Annotated in this window: 17 protein-coding genes; 14 read left to right on the top strand and 3 right to left on the bottom strand. The window is 41.5% G+C overall.

The window, feature by feature from the left end:
- Positions 1–41 precede the first annotated feature (41 nt).
- The 6 genes from ACOQOE_RS09780 to ACOQOE_RS09805 all read left to right on the top strand — a co-directional run bounded on the left by ACOQOE_RS09780 (position 42) and on the right by ACOQOE_RS09805 (position 8,456).
- Positions 42–1,223, top strand: a complete 1,182-nt coding sequence (locus ACOQOE_RS09780) for an efflux RND transporter periplasmic adaptor subunit (protein WP_420553877.1) — start codon at positions 42–44, stop codon at positions 1,221–1,223.
- A 13-nt stretch (positions 1,224–1,236) separates the two neighbouring features.
- Positions 1,237–4,401, top strand: a complete 3,165-nt coding sequence (locus ACOQOE_RS09785; protein WP_420553878.1) for an efflux RND transporter permease subunit — start codon at positions 1,237–1,239, stop codon at positions 4,399–4,401.
- On the top strand, positions 4,394–5,797 hold the full coding sequence (locus tag ACOQOE_RS09790) for a TolC family protein (RefSeq protein WP_067864950.1): 1,404 nt from the start codon (positions 4,394–4,396) through the stop codon (positions 5,795–5,797). Before ACOQOE_RS09785 ends, ACOQOE_RS09790 begins: the two co-directional genes overlap by 8 nt.
- A 38-nt stretch (positions 5,798–5,835) precedes the next feature.
- Positions 5,836–6,843 (top strand): zinc-binding dehydrogenase, encoded by a 1,008-nt coding sequence (locus ACOQOE_RS09795; protein WP_197468018.1) that lies wholly within the window; start codon positions 5,836–5,838, stop codon positions 6,841–6,843.
- Positions 6,844–7,123: 280 nt separating this feature from the next.
- Positions 7,124–7,411 (top strand): putative quinol monooxygenase, encoded by a 288-nt coding sequence (locus tag ACOQOE_RS09800; RefSeq protein ID WP_067864944.1) that lies wholly within the window; start codon positions 7,124–7,126, stop codon positions 7,409–7,411.
- Positions 7,412–7,544: 133 nt separating this feature from the next.
- Entirely contained in the window at positions 7,545–8,456 is a 912-nt protein-coding gene (locus ACOQOE_RS09805; protein WP_067864941.1) for a sensor domain-containing diguanylate cyclase, read from the top strand.
- A 109-nt stretch (positions 8,457–8,565) separates the two neighbouring features.
- On the opposite strand, the gene ACOQOE_RS09810 is transcribed toward ACOQOE_RS09805, so the two are convergent.
- From ACOQOE_RS09810 to ACOQOE_RS09820, 3 genes are read right to left on the bottom strand one after another with little or no spacing between them, the layout of a single operon-like run.
- Positions 8,566–9,801 (bottom strand): class I SAM-dependent methyltransferase, encoded by a 1,236-nt coding sequence (locus tag ACOQOE_RS09810; protein WP_420553879.1) that lies wholly within the window; start codon positions 9,799–9,801, stop codon positions 8,566–8,568.
- Entirely contained in the window at positions 9,788–10,558 is a 771-nt protein-coding gene (locus ACOQOE_RS09815) for a DUF1365 domain-containing protein (RefSeq protein ID WP_231867955.1), read from the bottom strand. Before ACOQOE_RS09815 ends, ACOQOE_RS09810 begins: the two co-directional genes overlap by 14 nt.
- A 31-nt stretch (positions 10,559–10,589) precedes the next feature.
- The gene (locus tag ACOQOE_RS09820; RefSeq protein ID WP_420553880.1) at positions 10,590–11,963 is read right to left on the bottom strand and encodes an NAD(P)/FAD-dependent oxidoreductase; all 1,374 of its coding nucleotides are present in this window, start codon (positions 11,961–11,963) and stop codon (positions 10,590–10,592) included.
- Positions 11,964–12,098: 135 nt separating this feature from the next.
- Between ACOQOE_RS09820 and ACOQOE_RS09825 the strand changes: the two genes are divergently transcribed.
- The 8 genes from ACOQOE_RS09825 (at position 12,099) to ACOQOE_RS09860 (ending at position 19,102) form a co-directional block, all read left to right on the top strand.
- Positions 12,099–12,710, top strand: coding sequence for a sigma-70 family RNA polymerase sigma factor (locus ACOQOE_RS09825; RefSeq protein ID WP_420553881.1), 612 nt, complete (start codon positions 12,099–12,101; stop codon positions 12,708–12,710).
- The gene (locus ACOQOE_RS09830) at positions 12,707–13,387 is read left to right on the top strand and encodes a ChrR family anti-sigma-E factor (RefSeq protein ID WP_067864925.1); all 681 of its coding nucleotides are present in this window, start codon (positions 12,707–12,709) and stop codon (positions 13,385–13,387) included. The genes ACOQOE_RS09825 and ACOQOE_RS09830 overlap by 4 nt, the downstream gene beginning before the upstream one ends.
- 43 nt (positions 13,388–13,430) lie before the next feature.
- A complete protein-coding gene (locus tag ACOQOE_RS09835; protein WP_420553882.1) occupies positions 13,431–14,396 on the top strand; it encodes a YbgA family protein in 966 nt (321 codons plus the stop codon).
- Positions 14,397–14,457: 61 nt separating this feature from the next.
- Complete coding sequence (locus tag ACOQOE_RS09840) at positions 14,458–15,894, top strand: cryptochrome/photolyase family protein (RefSeq protein WP_420553883.1); 1,437 nt, start codon at positions 14,458–14,460, stop codon at positions 15,892–15,894.
- A 92-nt stretch (positions 15,895–15,986) separates the two neighbouring features.
- Positions 15,987–16,205, top strand: coding sequence for a TIGR02450 family Trp-rich protein (locus ACOQOE_RS09845; RefSeq protein ID WP_067864923.1), 219 nt, complete (start codon positions 15,987–15,989; stop codon positions 16,203–16,205).
- A 196-nt stretch (positions 16,206–16,401) separates the two neighbouring features.
- The gene (gene maoP, locus ACOQOE_RS09850) at positions 16,402–16,740 is read left to right on the top strand and encodes a DUF413 domain-containing protein (RefSeq protein WP_420553884.1); all 339 of its coding nucleotides are present in this window, start codon (positions 16,402–16,404) and stop codon (positions 16,738–16,740) included.
- A 238-nt stretch (positions 16,741–16,978) separates the two neighbouring features.
- Positions 16,979–17,389 carry a phenolic acid decarboxylase gene (locus ACOQOE_RS09855; RefSeq protein WP_420553885.1) on the top strand — a complete coding sequence of 137 codons (411 nt, stop codon included), beginning with the start codon at positions 16,979–16,981 and terminating at the stop codon, positions 17,387–17,389.
- Positions 17,390–17,665: 276 nt separating this feature from the next.
- Entirely contained in the window at positions 17,666–19,102 is a 1,437-nt protein-coding gene (locus ACOQOE_RS09860; protein WP_420553886.1) for a rhomboid family intramembrane serine protease, read from the top strand.
- Positions 19,103–19,177: the final 75 nt, after the last annotated feature.

The following is a 19,177-nucleotide window of genomic DNA, read 5'->3' on the forward strand; positions in this document are numbered from 1 at the left end:
AACCTTTATGATGATTGCAATTAAATTTAGAGGGATAGACTATGTCATTCAGTAAACCTAAAAAAGTAGTGGCTATAAGTGTTTTACTTACTGCACTCGTCGCTTGTAGTGAGCCGGCGGAACAAGCAAAAGCCCCTGCACAAATGCCATTGACGCAGATTGATGTAGCGCAAGTTATTTATAAGCCAGTACAAACTTGGTTTACCTACACAACACGTTTAGAGGCACCTCAGCAGGTTGCTTTAAAACCACGTGTGTCTGGTGTTGTGAATACCATTGATTTTGTTGAAGGTCAGCAGGTAAAACAGGGGGATCTATTATTTAGTCTTGATCCACGTCCATTTGAAGCACAGGTTGCAAGCTTAAATGCTCAAGTAGTTAGCGCGGTAGCAGAATATCAACAAGCTAAAAGTGAAGCTGCAAGGGCTACACGCTTACGTAAACGTGATGCAATCTCTTCTGAAGAGGCAGAGTCTAGAGCTACTGCTGCTAAAAAAGCTCAAGCGCAAATTTCTGCTTTAAGAGCGCAGCTTCAAGCCGCTCAGCTTGATTTAGAGTTTTCGAAAATTACCGCACCTATTGATGGCATTATCTCTCGTGCTGAGATTACCCGTGGTAACACGGTGAATGCCAATCAAAGCACGCTAACAAGCATTGTGTCTGATCAGAAGATGTATGCGTATTTTGATATTGATGAGCGTACTTGGAATAGCCATTTCGAAGGAGCTAAAGCCAGTGACAATTTACCGGTTGTGATGCAGCTACTCGGTAGCGATAAATATGCATACAACGGCCATGTAGATTTTATTGATAATCAGATTAATACGTCGACAGGTACATTACGTGTACGTGCCACTTTTATTGATGAAGATAATAAGCTGCGTAGTGGTGCATTTGCTCGTATACGTCTAGCGAGCCAAGACGCAACACAACAAGTACTGATTCCTGAAAAAGCGATAGGCACAGACCTCAAAAATCGTTTTGTATTGATTGTTGATGACAAAAATACACTGCAATACCGTCCGATTAGTGTGGGTGACCGTTATGGTGAATTTCGTGCTATCACTTCCGGTTTAGAGGCTAAGGATATTATTGCGGTTAATGGGCCAGCTAAAGTGGGTCCAGGTATGCCAATTGAGCCACGTAAAACCCAATTAAATGCTGACACTGTTGGGTTAACGCTAATTGCACCACTAAACCAACCTTTATTAACTGCTAAGTAATAAGAAGCGGCCCATGAACTTTTCACACTTTTTTATAAAACGGCCAATATTTGCGGCTGTATTATCATTGGTTATTTTAATCGGTGGTGCTATATCACTGTTTCAATTACCGATCAGTGAATACCCAGAAGTGGTACCACCGACGGTTGTCGTTACGGCTAATTACCCTGGTGCTAACCCTAAAGTTATTGCAGAAACCGTTGCAACGCCATTAGAACAGGAGATTAACGGCGTAGAAAGCATGTTGTATATGTTTTCACAAGCAACTAGCGACGGTCGCATGACGCTAACAGTTACTTTTGCCTTAGGAACCGATCTGGATCGTGCTCAAGTACGTGTGCAAAATCGTGTTAACAGCGCGTTACCCCGGTTACCACAAGAAGTACAGCGTTTAGGTGTTGTTGCCAAGAAAGCCTCTCCGAATTTAACCATGGTTGTACACCTATATTCGAAGGAAAAAAGTCGCGAAACCGATTATTTATCGAACTACGCTGACTTGTACGTGAAGGATCAAATTGCACGTATTGGTGGTGTTGGTGAAGTGCGTGTATTCGGTGGTGGTAAATATTCAATGCGCGTTTGGTTAAATCCAGATGCCTTAGCTTCACGCCAGCTTACCGCAGGTGATGTTGTTAACTCATTAAGTGAGCAAAACCAACAGGTTGCTGCTGGTTCTTTGGGGGCTCAGCCTGCGCCTAATGATGCACAGTTCCAAGTGTTGTTAAATGTTAAAGGCCGCTTAACCAGTATCGAAGAATTTGAAGACATTATCATTAAGGTCGATGATGAGGGGGCTATTACTCGTCTGAAAGATATTGCCCGAGTCGAAGTTGGCCAAGACACTTATGCGCTGCGCTCTTTGTTAAATGGTCAGCCAGCAGTTGCGATGCCTATTTTCCAACGACCTGGCTCGAATGCGATTGAACTGTCGGATGAAGTACGTGAAACTATGAAAACGCTTGCAGAAGATTTTCCTGCAGGTATTGATTACGACATTGTATACGACCCAACAGTATTCGTTCGTGGATCTATCGAAGCGGTTATTACCACTTTATTAGAAGCCATTGCCTTGGTTGTAATTGTGGTTATCGTGTTTTTACAAACATGGCGCGCATCGATTATTCCGTTAATTGCTGTGCCTGTTTCACTTATCGGTACGTTCGCTGTTATGCAGTGGCTAGGTGTTAGTATCAACACCTTATCGCTCTTTGGTCTTGTGTTAGCCATTGGTATTGTAGTTGATGATGCGATTGTTGTAGTTGAGAACGTTGAACGTAATATAGAGAAAGGGTTATCGCCTGTTGAAGCGTCTCGCGTTGCAATGAGCGAAGTGACCGGGCCTATTATTGCGATTGCACTTGTATTACTGGCGGTATTTATCCCGACTGCGTTTATTACTGGCTTAACAGGGCAGTTCTATAAGCAGTTTGCCTTAACGATTACAATCTCGACCGTTATTTCAGCGTTTAACTCGTTAACATTATCCCCAGCATTGTCGGCGTTGCTATTAAAACCGCACGGTGCAAAACCGGATCTGTTAACGCGAATCCTAAACGCTATTTTTGGACGCTTTATATTCCGACCTTTCAACCGTCTATTCGAAAAAGGCTCATTGGCTTACCAAACGTCAATTAAAAAGCTTATTCGTTTTAGCGTTATTGTTGGCATCATCTATATTGCTTTATTAGGCTCTACTGTTGGTTTATTCAATACCGTACCGGGTGGCTTTATTCCGGCGCAAGATAAGCAGTACTTAGTCTCTATTGCCCAGCTACCGGATGCTTCAAGCTTAGATAGAACCGAAGCTGTAGTTAAAGAGATGTCGGCCATTGCACAAGAGGTTCCGGGTGTTGCAAACATTGTTGCTTTCCCTGGTTTGTCGGTTAATGGTTTTACTAACAGTCCTAATAGTGCTGTTGTATTTACACCCCTTAAGGACTTCTCTGAGCGTCAAGGGCCGGGATTGTCAGCTGCAGCGATAGCAGGGGAGTTGAATAAACGGTTCTCCGTGATTGATGAAGCGTTTGTAGCTGTGTTTCCGCCACCACCAATTTTGGGCTTAGGTACCACAGGCGGCTTTAAACTGCAGATTGAGGATCGTTCAAACCAAGGTTTTGAAGCTCTCTTCAACTCCTTACAAACGGTTATTAATGAAGCGCGACAGCGTCCTGAACTGATGGGTTTGTATTCAAGTTTCCGTATCCAAGTACCACAGATGGACATAGAAATAGACCGTGAACAAGCAATGTTGCAGGGTATCGCGTTAGAAGAAGTGTTTAACGCATTACAAATATACCTAGGTTCATTATATGTGAACGATTTCAATATGTTTGGCCGAACTTACCAAGTTAATGCTCAAGCCGATGCAGACTTTAGATTAGATGCTAAACAGATATTGAATTTAAAAGTCCGTAATAACCAAGGTGCGATGGTGCCTTTAGGCGCAGTACTGAGTGCGACACCAACAACCGGCCCGGATCGTGTAATGCACTATAACGGTTACCCAAGTGCAGAACTAAACGGTAGTCCAGCGATGGGATTCAGTTCAGATCAGGCTCAACAAGCGATCGAGGAAGTTCTAGCGCAGCATTTACCTGAAGGTATTGTTTATGAGTGGACGGAAGTTACTTATCAGCAAATTCTTGCGGGTAACACAATGGTATATATCTTCCCACTCGTAGTGTTATTAGTGTTCATGGTATTGGCTGCGCAGTATGAAAGCCTACGTTTACCATTAGCCATTATTTTGATTGTGCCGATGACTATATTCTCCGCTCTGTGTGGGGTCTGGTTAATTGGTGGTGATAACAATATTTTCACCCAAATCGCTTTAATCGTGCTCGTGGCCTTGGCCTGTAAAAATGCCATATTAATGGTTGAGTTTGCGAAGGAGGAGCAAGAAACTGGATTAACACGTTTAGAGGCTATTGTTCATGCTGGCCGTATGCGTTTACGTCCGATATTAATGACCTCCATAGCCTTTACCGCGGGTGTTGTTCCTCTGGTACTTGCTTCGGGTGCGGGTTCTGAGATGCGTCAGGCTATGGGTATTGCTGTATTCTCCGGCATGATCGGTGTGACGCTCTTTGGCTTGTTATTTACGCCTGTCTTTTATGCTTTAGTTGCTAAAAAGTCAGCGACTGAGATTAGTGACAAGAAGGAAGACGCGCATGTTTAAGTTGAACTTAACATCAACCGCTAAGCTTTCTACATTAGCGGTGGCTATCACCTTGGCGGGCTGCGCAAGCAGCTCTAACCTTGGAGAAAGTAATTTAGAAAAAGAGGCATTTTTTGCAGCTCAAAGTTATGCCGCTGAATTGAGTGAAAGTGGTGCGAATAATCAATGGTGGGAAACCTACCAAAGCCAGCAATTAGATGCTTTTGTTAAGCAAGCACTGCAATCCAATCGTAATTTACAAGCGGCTCAACAGCGCTTAAAAGCGTCCATGGAACAACTTGGTTACGAAGAAGCTCAATATTTACCGCAAGGTGATGTAACCGCATTAGCTAACCGTGAATCAACTGCGGGCGTAATTGAAAGTAACGCCAGTTTAGGTGCTAATTTTAGTTGGCAGCTTGATCTGTTTGGGCGAATCTCCGCCTTGATTAAAGGTGCTGAGGCAAAGAGTTATCAAGCACAAGAGCAAAAAACGCAGTTAGTGGCAGAGATCGTTAGTGGCGTGACCCGAAGCTTTTTTGAGTGGCAAGGTAATCAGCTAAAGTTACAGATTGTTAATCAGCAGATTGTTGCATTAACGGAAAGTATCGATGTATTGCAGGCTCGAGTTGATGAAGGTTTCGCTTCTAAATTAGATATTAATCGTACTTATGCTCAGTTAAATGAGCAAAAAACACTGTTGCCACAGATAGAAACTGCACTGTATCAAAATCAGGCAACATTAGCGGTTCTATTAGGACAAACGCCTGAACAAGTGCAGTTGAGTTTTGAAACAGATCTAATTAACAGTAATCTAATTCAGCCGGTAGCTTTAACTCAGCCAGAGAAGGCGGTGAGTCTACGTCCTGAGATTAGCATTGCCCGTTATCAATTGCTTCAGCAAAGTGCCCTGGCGGACGCAGCGCAAGCGGCATTGTACCCTGATGTTTCCATCTCGGGCTTTGTGGGGTTAATTAATCCTATTGGCGGTCAATTATCGAGTAATGACGATGCTTGGTCGCTGACGCCTAAGCTAAGCTGGTCAATCTTAAGCTGGCCCGCATTAAAGGCGCAGGCAAGAGCTCAAAGCTCACTAAGCCAAGCCGCATTTTCTGATTATGAAAATACGATAGTTAGTGTTATTGCTGAATCACAAACTGCGTTGGTTAGCATGAAGCAGTCAAAAAATCTGTATGAGTTTGCAGAAAAAAGACTACATCACGCTGAAATAGCGCATGAACAAGCTAAGGCAATGTATGAAGAGGGGCAGATGCCTTATCTAGATTTATTGTCAGCTCGTCAAGATGCCTTAGTTGCTGAACAAGCAGCGGTTGATGCAAAAATCGCCTTTATGCTCGCTAAAATCTCTACTTACAAAGCGTTTAGTGGTGGTTGGAGTAGAACACTAGTGTTGTAATTGGTGTTTATATTAAGAAAAAAGAAAAGGTAGTAATTGTGGTTAACATAGCCAGCACGATGGAAGCAATCACCTTGGGAGAAGTCGGGGATGACTTTTCTTTGGTAAAGCAGGAGATGCCCACACCGCAGCGGAAAGAAAGTGAACTGCTGATTCGTGTTGAATATGTTGGCCTTAATCCCATTGATGCAAAATTAGCAAAGTATGGTTTTCCTGATTGGGAATACCCGCACATATTAGGTTTAGATGCTGTAGGTACGGTGGTTGATGCCCCTGTAGGTGTTAGCCCTACGATTGGAGACCAAGTTATGTGGCATTCCAATATTAAGCGGCAGGGAATGTTAGCCTATTACGTTGCGGTACCTAATTTTGCAGTATCTAAATTACCTGAAGGCTTAGCGCCTCAAGTAGCTGCAGCTTTACCGTGCGCTGGTATGGCAGCACTTTTTGCATTGGATAAATTGCAAATTCAAGAAGGTGAAAATCTGCTCATTGATGCAGGTGCAGGTGCCGTTGGTCAATATGCCATTCAATTTGCAAAGCAGCGGGGCGCTACAGTCTATACAATATCGGCTAAGAATACGCACGCCTATTTAAAAAAAATAGGGGCCGACAAGTGTTTTGATTATAACGATAAAAAGTTATTGGATAAATTTAAGTTAGCCTTAGGGCATAGTCAATTTGACGCTGTTGTTGATACTGTGGGTGGCGCAAATACCATTCGTAATATAGAACTATTACGTTTTTGCGGAAGAATTGCCTGTTTAAATGGTTTACCTGAATTGCCCTCCTCATTGTTATTCTATAAAGCCCCGGTTATTAATATTGTTTCTTTAAGTGGCGCTTGGTTAACCGAAAGCTTATGTGCTCAACAAAAGATGAGCTTTATGGGTAATTTGTTAATGAATAGTGTTAACGATGGCAGTATTAAAGCGCCTAGCATTATTCCTGTTTCGTTTGAGGCTGAGGAAATTACTCAAGCTTTAAAACAGCAGCTAAAAGGTTGTGTTTTTGGCAAGCAGGTAGTGCAAGTTCCGACTCAGTAAAACCTTACTTGGTTTGCTTGCAGTGATTCTGCTTGATCCTCAACATTACCGTATTTTATCCTCTGTTACTAAGTGTCCATTTTTAAGTGGCAGGCAACTTGAAAGCGGGATTTTAGGTAAAGCTCTGCCTAGAAAATCTTATGCCTACACAGCATATATCTGCAAACATAAGCTTAAAAATCCTTTCTCCTGCTTGTTTATTTTCTGTGAATTTTGTTGCTTTAACGCTAATGATAGTCCAGTTTGTTAAGCTGATCTTGTCTGTTTTAGAGGGGACGTTTTGCCTAAAATCACACTGCAAGGGTTTATTCTTGTGCCTGACTCCGATCTTGAGAGAGTTAAACGTGAGCTGCCAGAGCATGAAAAACTGACCTTAGAAGAATCCGGTTGTTTAGTTTTTATGGTGACTCCTGATCTAGTCAATAGAAATAAATTTAATGTTTATGAAGAATTCGTGAGCCGCATGGCTTTTGATCATCACCAAGCCAGAGTTCGATCCTCTATATGGGGGGAAGTGACTCAAGGTGTTGAAAGGTATTACCAAATTAGTGAAGATGTTCCTGTGTAGCCTTGTCCGTCAGTAGGCATATAGGTTGTGTGAAGTATTAGTATGCTACATTAAGAGATGTTTTTAATAGCAACTCGGAACTAGTAATCAGCTATAGCGATCCTTATACATATTCTAGTGAGTAGGTGAATAAGTGGAAAATTCCCATGAAGCTTTAAGGCTGATTCTCGATTCAATAACTGAGCATATTGTTGTTATTGATGATATGGGAACGATTCAGTATGCCAATAAAAGTTGGTCAGATTTTGGCAGTAACAATGCTTGCTCTGTTGGTGGAAATTGGCGGGGTATTAATTACATTGATGAATGTGATAAAGCTGCGGCCATGGGGGATGACTTCGGAGAAAAGGCAAGAAATGGCATTTTAAGTGTTATTAACAAAGAGATGCCCGCGTTTTACTTTGAATACCCCTGTCATAGTCCGGATGAAAAACGTTGGTTTATGATGCGAGTGACTTCGCTGCAGATGTCGTGTCAGGATTACTTTGTTATTTCACACCAAAATATTACCGAGAGAAAATTGGCTGAAGAAGAGGTAAGAAATCTTGCTCGGCTTGATGGACTTACTGATATTCCCAATCGTCGAGCGTTTGATGAGTTTCTTTATAATGAGTGGCGGCGATGTTTAAGATTAAAACAACCTATCAGTTTAGCAATAGTCGATTTAGACCATTTTAAACTTCTCAATGATATCTATGGGCACCAATCGGGTGATGAGTGTTTAATCAAGATAGGTGCCTTATTGAAAGAGTTTACTAGTAGACCCGGCGATATTTGTGCGCGATACGGCGGTGAAGAGTTTGCTTTGGTATGGGGTGGGACCTCGCTTGAACAGGCTGAAACGCTTTCAAATAGATTGTTGGAGGAAATTCATGCTTTAAATATCAATAATAGTGATTCACCTATCAACAAGTACCTAACGGCCAGCGTGGGTTTAGCTGAGATGGTTCCCCACTTAGGTTGTAATGAGGGAGAGTTGATTAGCAAAGCCGACAGCATGCTATATAAAGCGAAAGATCAGGGTAGAAATAGAGTTGAATATTAGGCGATAAAAATATGATTCTTTGATCTTCTGAATCAATATGTAAGCATCGCCTCAAGGCTGCTAGGCAGCCCATATGGCATTATTCAGCTAAGATTATTCTCTTGTGGGCTTAAAGCTTTTCGTCCACGTGGGCTAATACATAAAGTCCTACATCAATAGAACCATGTTCAAAACCTCCCTCACAGTAAGCTAGATAGTAGCGCCATAAACGGTGAAAGGTTTCATCAAACCCTTGTGCTTTAATATCTCCCCAGGATTTTTCAAAATCGCTATACCATTCGCGTATGGTTCTGGCGTAGTCTTTACCGAATAGTTGATGTTTTTTAAGTACAAAGCCATGTTCGCTTAGTTTTTCTTTAAAGGCTGATACGCTAGGTAACATGCCGCCAGGGAATACATAGCGTTGGATAAAATCGGCTTGTTTACGGTAATGATGGAAGCGCTCATCCTCGATGGTTATCACTTGCAGTACCGCTTGGCCTCCAGGTTTTAATACGCGTTTTAAGGTTTCAAAATAAGTATCCCAATGGGCTTCACCGACCGCTTCAAACATCTCAATAGAAACCACCGCATCATATTGGGTATGGAGGTCACGGTAATCGGTTAAACTCAGATGGACTTTATCGGTGAGATTATCATCTTTAATACGTTGTTTAGCCCATTTCAGTTGTTCTTGGGATAAGGTTATGCCGTGAACTTTTAGATCATGCTCTTTGCTTGCTTGGGCTGCAAAACCTCCCCAGCCGCAGCCTATTTCGACCACATGTTCACCCGGTTGGGCATTGAGCAGTTCAAGAATACGCGCGTTTTTTCTTTGCTGAGCTGATAGAAGGGATTCGTCTGAGTGACTATATAACGCAGAAGAATAGGTCATAGAGCTATCAAGCCAGTGTTTGTAAAAATCATTCCCTAAGTCGTAGTGGGCTGCGATATTTTTCCGGCTTCCAGTCAGTGTGTTGTCACGCGTCCAGTGATAGATATTGTGGAGTGTACTTGTCACTATGCGTGCTTTAGATAGCTCCGCTAGGGAGCTTTCATAAGCGAGCGCCCATTTTACTAACTCTGTAAGATTTGAGCTTTCCCATTCTCCCGCTAGATAGCTTTCTGAACCACCATTGATACCGCCAAAAAATAGGCGATAGAGTGGTCGGAAATTGTTTAATTGGATATCGGCTTCTGGCTGATTATGACCAATCTTGCATGTAAAGCCACTTGGTAGCGTTAGGCGAAGCGTGCCTTGATGACCATTCAGTTTTTTATGGAATAGACTAAGGAGCTTTTTTTCAAACCAAGTGGCTTGAGAGTAGGGAGCTTTAAGGGTTGTTTGTTGCTCATAAGCTTTCATAATGGGTCACTCCGCTTTTGTCCTGCCAGCTAATACTGTGTTTTTGTCGTGTATCTCTAGGCTGTAAACTTAGTTTTTTACGCCATAACCTGAGTGCTTCCCAATGGATAGCTAGAATGACTTTTAAGGTCATTAGGGGGTATTTAAAAAACACTTTTAGTAAGGTTCTATCTGTTAATTCGCTTTGGGTTCCCGTAAATGTCGCTAGCAAAATAGGTTGCCTTGCTCCTAGCGTTGATTGCTCTGTTTGTCGAATGCAGACAGCGACCTTATCTGAAGGCGGGGATATACGAAAAGAGTAGGCGGTATCCATAGGTATAAAAGGGCTTACATACATCTCTTTATTGCAGGAATGCCGTATTTGATCGGCTTTATTATCAACCTCAAGCAGGTAAGTATGTCGCGAGCCGAATGTATTACTGACCTCGTAGAGGATCACATCTAATTGATCATCTTGGTTGTAACAGAAATACACGCTAAGTGGATTGAAAGCATAGCCTAGGATACGTGGATAACAGAGTAGGCGTATTCGATGTGTTGCCTGGTTATAACCCCGTTGAGTTAGTAACTGACGGATGTTTTCAGCTAAGTTGCCGTTACCGCTACCATGATCTTTTTCATTAAATGAAAAAAGATTGAAACGGTTAATAGAGAGCCATCTAAATCGGTCTAAACGGGGTAGCTCATCTATATCTAGGCAAAGTGAGAAAACCTTATAGATAAATCGGTGTTTTGCAGGGCGAAATCGATGATGCATAACGGCCCCTTGATAGAGGCAAGAGCTTAGTTTAACCATGGGCTTTAACCTGTTCAGCTGGGGCTGTTTCTCTACTTTGTGGTTTGCTAACAAAAATACGACTATTTTTGTCTTCGAGTGTCCAAGGTCTAGGTATACCGCCAAGCTGTTCAGCTACGGCGAGACCCGCTTGCAACCCGTCCTCATGGAAACCATAGCCAAAGTAAGCACCACAAAACCAAGTTCGCTTTTTGCCTTGTAGTTGCCATAACTCTTTTTGCATATTAAGAGCACCTTGAGAAAACTCAGGATGGTCATAAAAGAAGGTTCGAATGATACTTCCATCTTGAGGATCTTTTAGCGGGTTAAGTGAAAGAAACAGAGGCAGTTCAGTGTTAAGCGGTTGTAATTGGTTCATCCAATAAGTTACTGATACCTCTTGAGATTGATCCCGTTGTCCAGTGGCGATGTAGTTCCAGCTTGACCAAACCGCTTTACGTTTTGGCATTAAGGATGGATCTGTATGTAAATATGCTTTATTACGCTGATATGGGAAGTGGTTAAGTAAGCGTTTCTCATCATCCGTTGGCGCCTCTAATAAAGCGAGGGCTTGATCCGAATGACAGGCTAGCACTATATCATCGTAGTATTCCCGTTTACCGTGTAGATCTTCAATAATCACATGATCGTCACAACGAATAACTTTATGAATACGGCTATTTAAGCGGATTTTATTCTGTAGGGAATCAGCTATTTTATTAACATAGCAGTGACTTCCGCCGACTACTGTTTTCCATTGAGGGCGATCTTTAAGCTGAGTCAGTCCATGATTTTTACAGAAGCGGAGAAAACTGCTGGCCGGGTAGTTTAACATTTTTTCTACAGGCATTGACCAGATCGCGGCACCCATAGGTAGTAGGTGATTATAAATAAAAGTATCACCGTAGTTATGGTGGTGTAAAAGCTCTCCTAATGTCAGTTCATTGATATCTGACTGAGCTAACATTGTGTTTGCATCGTTATAAAATCTAAGCAACTCACGAACCATTTGCCAAAAGCCAGGCTTTATCATATTGCGCTTTTGCGCGAGCAAACCGGATAAACCGGTACCAGAATATTCCAGTGCACCTTGGTTTATAGATACAGCGAAAGACATGTCCGTTCCACAGGTATTGATTTTTAGTGTTTCAAAAAGCTTCACTAGGTTCGGGTAATTTGGAGGGTTAAAAACAATGAAACCTGTATCTACGTCAACCTGCGTACCTTGAATATCGCAAGTGACTGTATTTGAGTGCCCACCTAGTCTATCGTCCTTTTCGTACAGTGTTACATCGTGTGCTGTGTTTAACAGCCAAGCACAGCTTAGTCCTGAAATACCAGAACCGATCACTGCAATTCTTTTTGGACGAATAGAGACAATATTCATTTTATGATCCATATTTAATTATATATTCATCGCTTGTTACGCAGGGTGAAGAAAAAAAGATCATGTACTATGCATATATTTTCAGTTATACGGTTTGGTGTGATCCAATCTTTGTAAGGTATCGTAAGGGATAGTATGGAAAATAAACCACCAGGTGAAGATGTGGAAAATGTTGTAGCTATGCCATCGATGTCAAACCGCCTAAGCGGTGCAGATCCCGATTGGAACGAGATGTTATCTCGTTTAGCGGAGAGTAAAGATAAAACGCTGTATATAGCGTTGTTTCGGCATTTTGCGCCAAGAGTTAAATCTTACCTTATACGTTTAGGACTTGTGGATACAGTTGCAGAAGAGTTAATGCAGGAGACCATGCTCGCTGTTTGGCGTAAATCTCATCTTTACAATAGTAGTAAAGCAGCCGCGAGCACTTGGATATTCACCTTGGCTAGAAACAAAAGTATCGACTTAATGCGTAAGCAGAAATATCCAGAATATGATCTGGAAGAGTGGCAAGAAGAGCCAGACCATCAGGATAACCCATGTGAGCAAGGGGTTGTCTCTGAAAGGATGAATAGTGCGATTAACACTTTACCGGAAAATCAAGCACAGGTTATCTATATGTCTTTTTTTGAAGGGCGATCTCACGCAGATATCTCTGATCGTCTAGGCGTGCCTTTAGGTAGCGTCAAATCAAGAATTAGGTTGGCATCTGAAAAGTTAAAAACTATGTGGAGGGATGGTGTATGAATATTAAGCATCATGTTGATGAAGCAACATTAGTTAGCTATGCCGCGGGCTCAATGTCCCAAGCAATGGCTTTAGTGACCGCTTGTCATCTCTCTATGTGCCCCCAGTGTCGTGAACGATTAGCTCACTCTGAAGCAATGGGAGGTGCTTTATTAGATGCTTTACCACCAGCAAAGGTCGCTGAGGATTCACTACAGAAGCTATTAGCCAGTATTGATGAGGAATCTGATATAGAGGCGATGCTGTTGGATCGTCCTGATATAAATAGGCCTCATAAAGATTACAGTGATAAAGATATCCCAACAGCTTTAGGGGATTATATTGGTGGTTCATTGGCAAATGTTGAATGGAAACGAATAGTCCCAGGTGTGTATTTTCATGATCTTCCCTGTAAAAGCGAGCGGGGCGGTGTATCACGATTGCTACGGATTGCCCCAGGCAAAGCTATGTTACCTCACAGTCATGATGGTAATGAACTAACCTTAATATTGCAGGGGTCTTTTTCTGATGAAATTGGCCGCTTTACAGTAGGTGATATCGCCGATCTTGACAGTGAAGTGGAGCATCAGCCGCTGGTGGATAGTGATGTGGATTGTATCTGTTTAATTGCGACGGATGCGCCACTTAAATTTAGTACATTACTAGGAAAGATTGTTCAGCCGATGACCGGTTTTTAAATAGTCTTTGAGCCGAATAATTAAGTATTTAGAGGGTATTGGAATGGAAACTAGTGAGCTTAAACTCTCAATTCCTGTCGGTGTTAGTGCTTGTCTTCTTGGGCACAAAGTTCGCTATGACGGTGGTCATAAGCGCTCTAAGTATTGCTTAAATGTATTGAGTGAATGTTTCGATCTAAAACCTTTTTGTCCGGAAGTTGCCATAGGGTTGAGTACTCCCCGTGAACCTATACGTTTAGTCGGAAGTGCTGAGGCTCCACGTGTTGTTGGGGTTAAGGATCCTACACTTGATGTGACTGATCGGCTTACGGCTTATGCTGATCAAGTGAGCAGTACAGAGAAAGATCTTTGTGGTTATATATTAATGCAGGGCTCGCCTAGTTGTGGCATGGAGAGAGTCAAGGTTTACCATGAAAACGGGATGCCTAATGTATCCGGTAGCGGCGCTTATGCGGCAAGATTAATGAAGCATAATCCAGCCTTACCGGTGGAAGAGGATGGTCGTTTAAATGATGCAGTACTGCGTGAAAATTTTATTACGCGGGTCTTTGTTTACTCTAACTGGCAGCAGGAGGTTATGAGTGACCCTAGCTTGCATAAAATTATTCAGTTCCATAGCCGTCATAAGTATCAGTTAATGGCGCATAGTTATGAGGGCTATAAGCAGTTGGGTAAGTACTTAGCGGATGAGGCATGTAAACAACCTATAGATGTGGTTGTGCAAAAATATATTCTTGATTTGATGACCTATCTGACCAAAAAAGCGGATCGTAAAAGTCATACCAATGTGCTTATGCATATTATGGGCTACCTCAAAAAAGAGATTGATGCCGAAACCAAACAGGATCTATTGGAAGCGATTGAGCAATATAGAACCAATAAAGTACATTTAGTTGTTCCTTTGGCATTACTTAAACATTATTTAAAACGTCATGGCTCTGATTATATTAAATCCCAAGCTTATCTTGATCCTTATCCCCATGAACTTGGATTAAGAAATTATATCTAACAGGGTTCCTTCCTATGGAACTGGCTTAAGAGCTGCGTTTAAACTTTTTTATTGAGATGTCGTGAAAAATATAAAACTAGTTTGGTTCAGAAATGACCTTCGGACCCGTGACCATCGTGCTCTTTATAGTGCATGTGAACATGTTGCTCAGAGCGCAAATAGCGCTGAAATGGGTATTATTGCTGTTGCTGCGATTTCATCTAAACAGTGGATGCTGCAAGATGAATCTAAGAGTCGAGTTCAGTTTTGGTTAGCTAATCTCCATTCATTAAAAGATGAGTTGGCTGGGCTTAATATTCCGTTAAAGCTTATTCATGCAGAGACTAATCAAGAGATTCCACAGCAGCTACTTAGATTAGCTAAACAATATAATGTAGCAGCTCTCTATTTTAACGATGAAGCACCAGAATATGAGCAGCAACGAGATCAGCAGGTAGAGCAACTTTTTCACCAGCAAGGAATAGGTTGTCACCGTTATGAAGCGGATCTCGTGCTTCCAGCTGGATCTGTGCTTAATCAACAAGGCCTGCCTTATAAAGTCTTCACACCGTTCAGCAAGGCGTGGCGACAACAATTTATATTGAGTGAACAGGGGCCTTTACCTGCACCTCAGCCTTTGTTATCCACTGTTATTGAATCAGATAATATTCCAGAGGATATAGGTTATGGCCTAAGGCTTGGAGCTGATTGGAACAAACAGATCTGGCCAGCAGGTACAGAAAGTGCGCATCGGAAGCTACAGCAGTTTGTGTTAGATCAGTTCACCGATTATAGCCAGTTAAGGGACTTTCCTGCGCAAACGGGAACCTCCTCACTTTCACCTTATTTAAGTGTGGGTGTACTTTCCGCAAGGCAGTGTATTGCAGGTGTGCAAGCTTATTCAGATGATCCTGATTGGTTCTACAGCCAATGGGTTACTGAGCTTATTTGGCGAGAGTTCTATCGTCATCTTTTAATTCTTTTTCCTGAAATGAACCGTTGGAAACCCTTTAAACCTGATATAGAAAAGAAGATAGCTTGGCAGCATGATCAAGCTAAATTTGAGGCTTGGTGCAACGGGGAAACTGGCTTTGATATTGTCGACGCAGGGATGAAGCAGTTATTAGAAACAGGATGGATGCATAATCGTGTGAGAATGATAACGGCTTCTTTTTTAACAAAACTACTGCGTCAAGATTGGCGTTTAGGGGCGCGTTTTTTTATGCAGCATTTAATTGATGCTGATTTTGCTTCTAATTTAGGTGGTTGGCAGTGGAGTGCATCTGTTGGTGCTGATGCAGCGCCTTATTTTAGGATTTTTAATCCAATGCGACAAGCTGATCGTTTTGATGCAAAAGGCCTTTATACCAAGCAGTGGTTGGACTTGGATCATCCAGATGACAGCAATATGAATACTGATCTATTGGGTGATGCTTTGCCTTCTGATTTGGGCCAACGACCTCAACCTATAATTGATTATGCAGCTGAACGTAGGTGCAGTATTGAAGAGTACCAGTAAGTATTTAAACGTACCTTAATGCTGATCTAGGCTAGAGGATTGATAATATTTGTGGTTATAACCTTCGTTATTAATTGGGCAGAATTTATCAAATGAATCAATTTAATCCTAATAAACTACTGCTTTCTAAGTGGACAGCGGTTAAGCCGTTTGAGAAAAGGAAACACTTTATTATCACTGAGCTTGTTAAGGATGAGTTGGAACAGCAGGTTGTCGCTTGTGTTCTAGAAGCGGTGATCAATAAACAACAATTCTTTATGGATTTTAATGAGTTGAAAGACCAAACTCGATGGCTGCAAGGTTGGAAATAAAAACCTCAATATTTTGCTTCTTTAAATACTTCTATTTGTCATCTTTTAGGATTATTATCGCAAAAAACTGATCGGTGGTGTGTTAAAGCTTTTGAAAATAGGCTGTTAGCATCAAAATCTCTCCTCAAGATTAAAGATAACCACTCGATTTTTCTATTGTCAGCGATATTACTTTATAGATTTGGGGGGCATGTAGATGCAACTTGATGACGCTTTCAAGTCAGATAAACGCTTTAGAGATCCTAAAAACTTTCCTTACGGTTTTGCACGCAGTGGTGAGTTCACGCGTGAGCAAGCCCAGTTAATAGAGAATCACGGTTATGCTTATATTGAATTAGCATCAGGCGCACGTGCTCCTTTATGTGATCAAGAACAAGCGTTTATGGCATTCTGCCAAGGTGATAAAGACGCAGAATCTCTCCATGAGCGGACTTGGAAGCGTTACCAAGATAAAGTAAATCGTAAAATAAATTGCTATACCTTGGCGAGTATTCCTTCTATATCGGATGATGATGCCTCTGATGATGACGATTAAGGGTTTTAACCTTAAAAAAAACAGCACCTCTAAGCCTTTACAACGCTTAGAGGCGCTATTCATAGCGCCTTTTGATAAAGTACTCAAACAGTCAGCATTAACAAACTAGTACAACGATGCCGATGTATTGCTTTAGCTCGTCTAAACAGAATAATGCATCAGCTGTTGGCTAAGCGACCCGATCGTTGTTCTGTAATCTCAATCTGAGATCTAATCCAAGTCTAAAATGGTAACTATTATGAAAAAGGAAAACCGTTTCTATTCACTCGTTTTACCATTCTTTTGTTTACTGTTCGCGGTTGGAAATACTTATGGGGACGCTTCTGAAACGACTCGAATTCTTAATGGAACTCAAATCACGTATATGTACTCGAGTGGCCGTTCATATAATGTGAAGTTTGAAGAGAAGGGGGTTAGCTACCGCTATCTGACAGGCTCAAAACCGGATGTTTGGTGGGGACCTTTTCCATATCAAGCAATGGAGGTGGAAGATAATCTTTATTTTGCCTCCTGGTTTGAGAAAGGCTACGGTGATTACGTCACCTTGCTGATTAATTTTGATAAAAACGTTATACATGGCAGTGCCATTATAGGTGGAAACGAAGTGCACTTTCATAAAGCTGAGCTTGTGAAATTTGCTAAGCCTTGAGTCTTTATCTGTGGTTAGCAGGTTAAGATAATCGTTATAAATAAACCACTGCTTACAGGCTATATGCCCCATTGTTCGATGGGGTATCTTATCAGCGATATAGGCTTAACTTATGTCAGTTAGGATTTAATTAGTTTTGAGTAAATCTTCTAACTCTCTGTTTTTGATTAATTTTCATAGAAAGGCAGGCATAAGCTTTTAACCGTGCTAGTCTTTCCTAAAGGCTGATAATAAGATAAATGTTAACTGTAGATCAGAGGATGGATCTGTCGCGTTATGGTCATTATACCAACGGAAAAACGATTTGATTGGAAACGTCCTCCAATCATGCTGTTCATTTTGGTGCTCACCAATGTGATTATTTTCTTTGTCTATCAAGGCGAAGATGAAAAGGAGCTTCAAGGTGCTTTAGATCGTTATGACAGGTTGGAATACTTTGAAACAGAATGGCCTGTCTATCTTGATTATCTACAAAGTAATGATGTTCCTGAAGATATTATTACTGATTACCAAACGCTTTATAACCAAGGCCATCGCCAGCAGCTTAGTTTTTATATCCTTAGCGATTTTAAGTTTCTAGACTATTTAAATGCCCACTGGGTTAGTTTCCAAGAACCTAAAAAAGGGGACTATTGGACAGATAGACAGCAAATACATGATGAATTTGAATCAACAGCCCTTTATGGTTTCGGTTTAAAGCCTAAAGATCTTGGTCTTGCTGAGTTAGTTACCTATCAATTTTTGCATGGTAGTCCTATGCATTTATTTGGGAATATGTTTTTTCTCGTTATTTTTGGTTTTGCTGTTGAAGCCGCTATAGGACATTTTCGCTTTCTTCTTTTTTACCTTGTCTCTGGTATCGCTGGTGGCGTTCTATTTGTCATGGTTAATCAATACAGTCCAAATGCGCTGGTGGGTGCTTCCGGAGCTATTTCCGGAGTGATGGCTATGTATTTAGGTGTGTTTCGTTTTAGGAAAATAGAGTTTTTTTACTGGTTTTTTGTTTTTGTTGGCTTTATTCGAGCCCCAGCACTACTTGTACTCCCGCTTTATATAGCGAACGAACTCTATAACTATTTCACTTATACGGACTCCAATGTTGCCTTTATGGCTCATACAGGAGGCTTTGTTAGTGGGGCGATCTTGATATTGACAGTGTTGCTGGTCGATCCAAAAATGTTGGATGAGGAATATCTGGCAGAGGATGAGGTTGAGTCTTCAAAGCAGAGAGATTTAGACAAAATTTATAAAGCCTTAGGCCGTTTCTCTTTTGATACGGCTTTAAAAGCGTTAGATGAGTTTATTGATACTTATGGTGAAGATTTTGACCTCCTGAAATTGAAATACTCAATATTAAAAGGACGTGAAGATCCAGCGCAGGAAGCGGCACTTATCAGACTACTGAATATGGAAAAACTCAGTATTAACCAGTTGGAAAGGGTGGAGACACTTTGGTTAAATAATGAAAGCCTAAAACAGAGCATGTCTAATGATGAGGTTCTTCAGTTAGGCTGGCGTTTGTCTGCCTTACCTAGCCTAATGACCTCTGAGCAGATTTTTATTTATCTTTATTCTAACGGGATCAAAAATGAGACTTTGAGCCACTTTGCAAGAAAGCTTTCCATCGGCTTTGGCGAGCGAGAGCATGAAGCCAAAAAAGTAAAATATGAAAAAGCGGCTGTTGAGATCTATGAACGATGCCGTAGATATTAAATGTTATAGAGCTAGGATGACTCATTAAGTGATATGGGTGATTTAATACGCCGAGTTTTTTATCGGTTTAACAAC

Source organism: Neptuniibacter marinus, assembly GCF_965223595.1.
Classification (GTDB): domain Bacteria; phylum Pseudomonadota; class Gammaproteobacteria; order Pseudomonadales; family Balneatricaceae; genus Neptuniibacter; species Neptuniibacter marinus.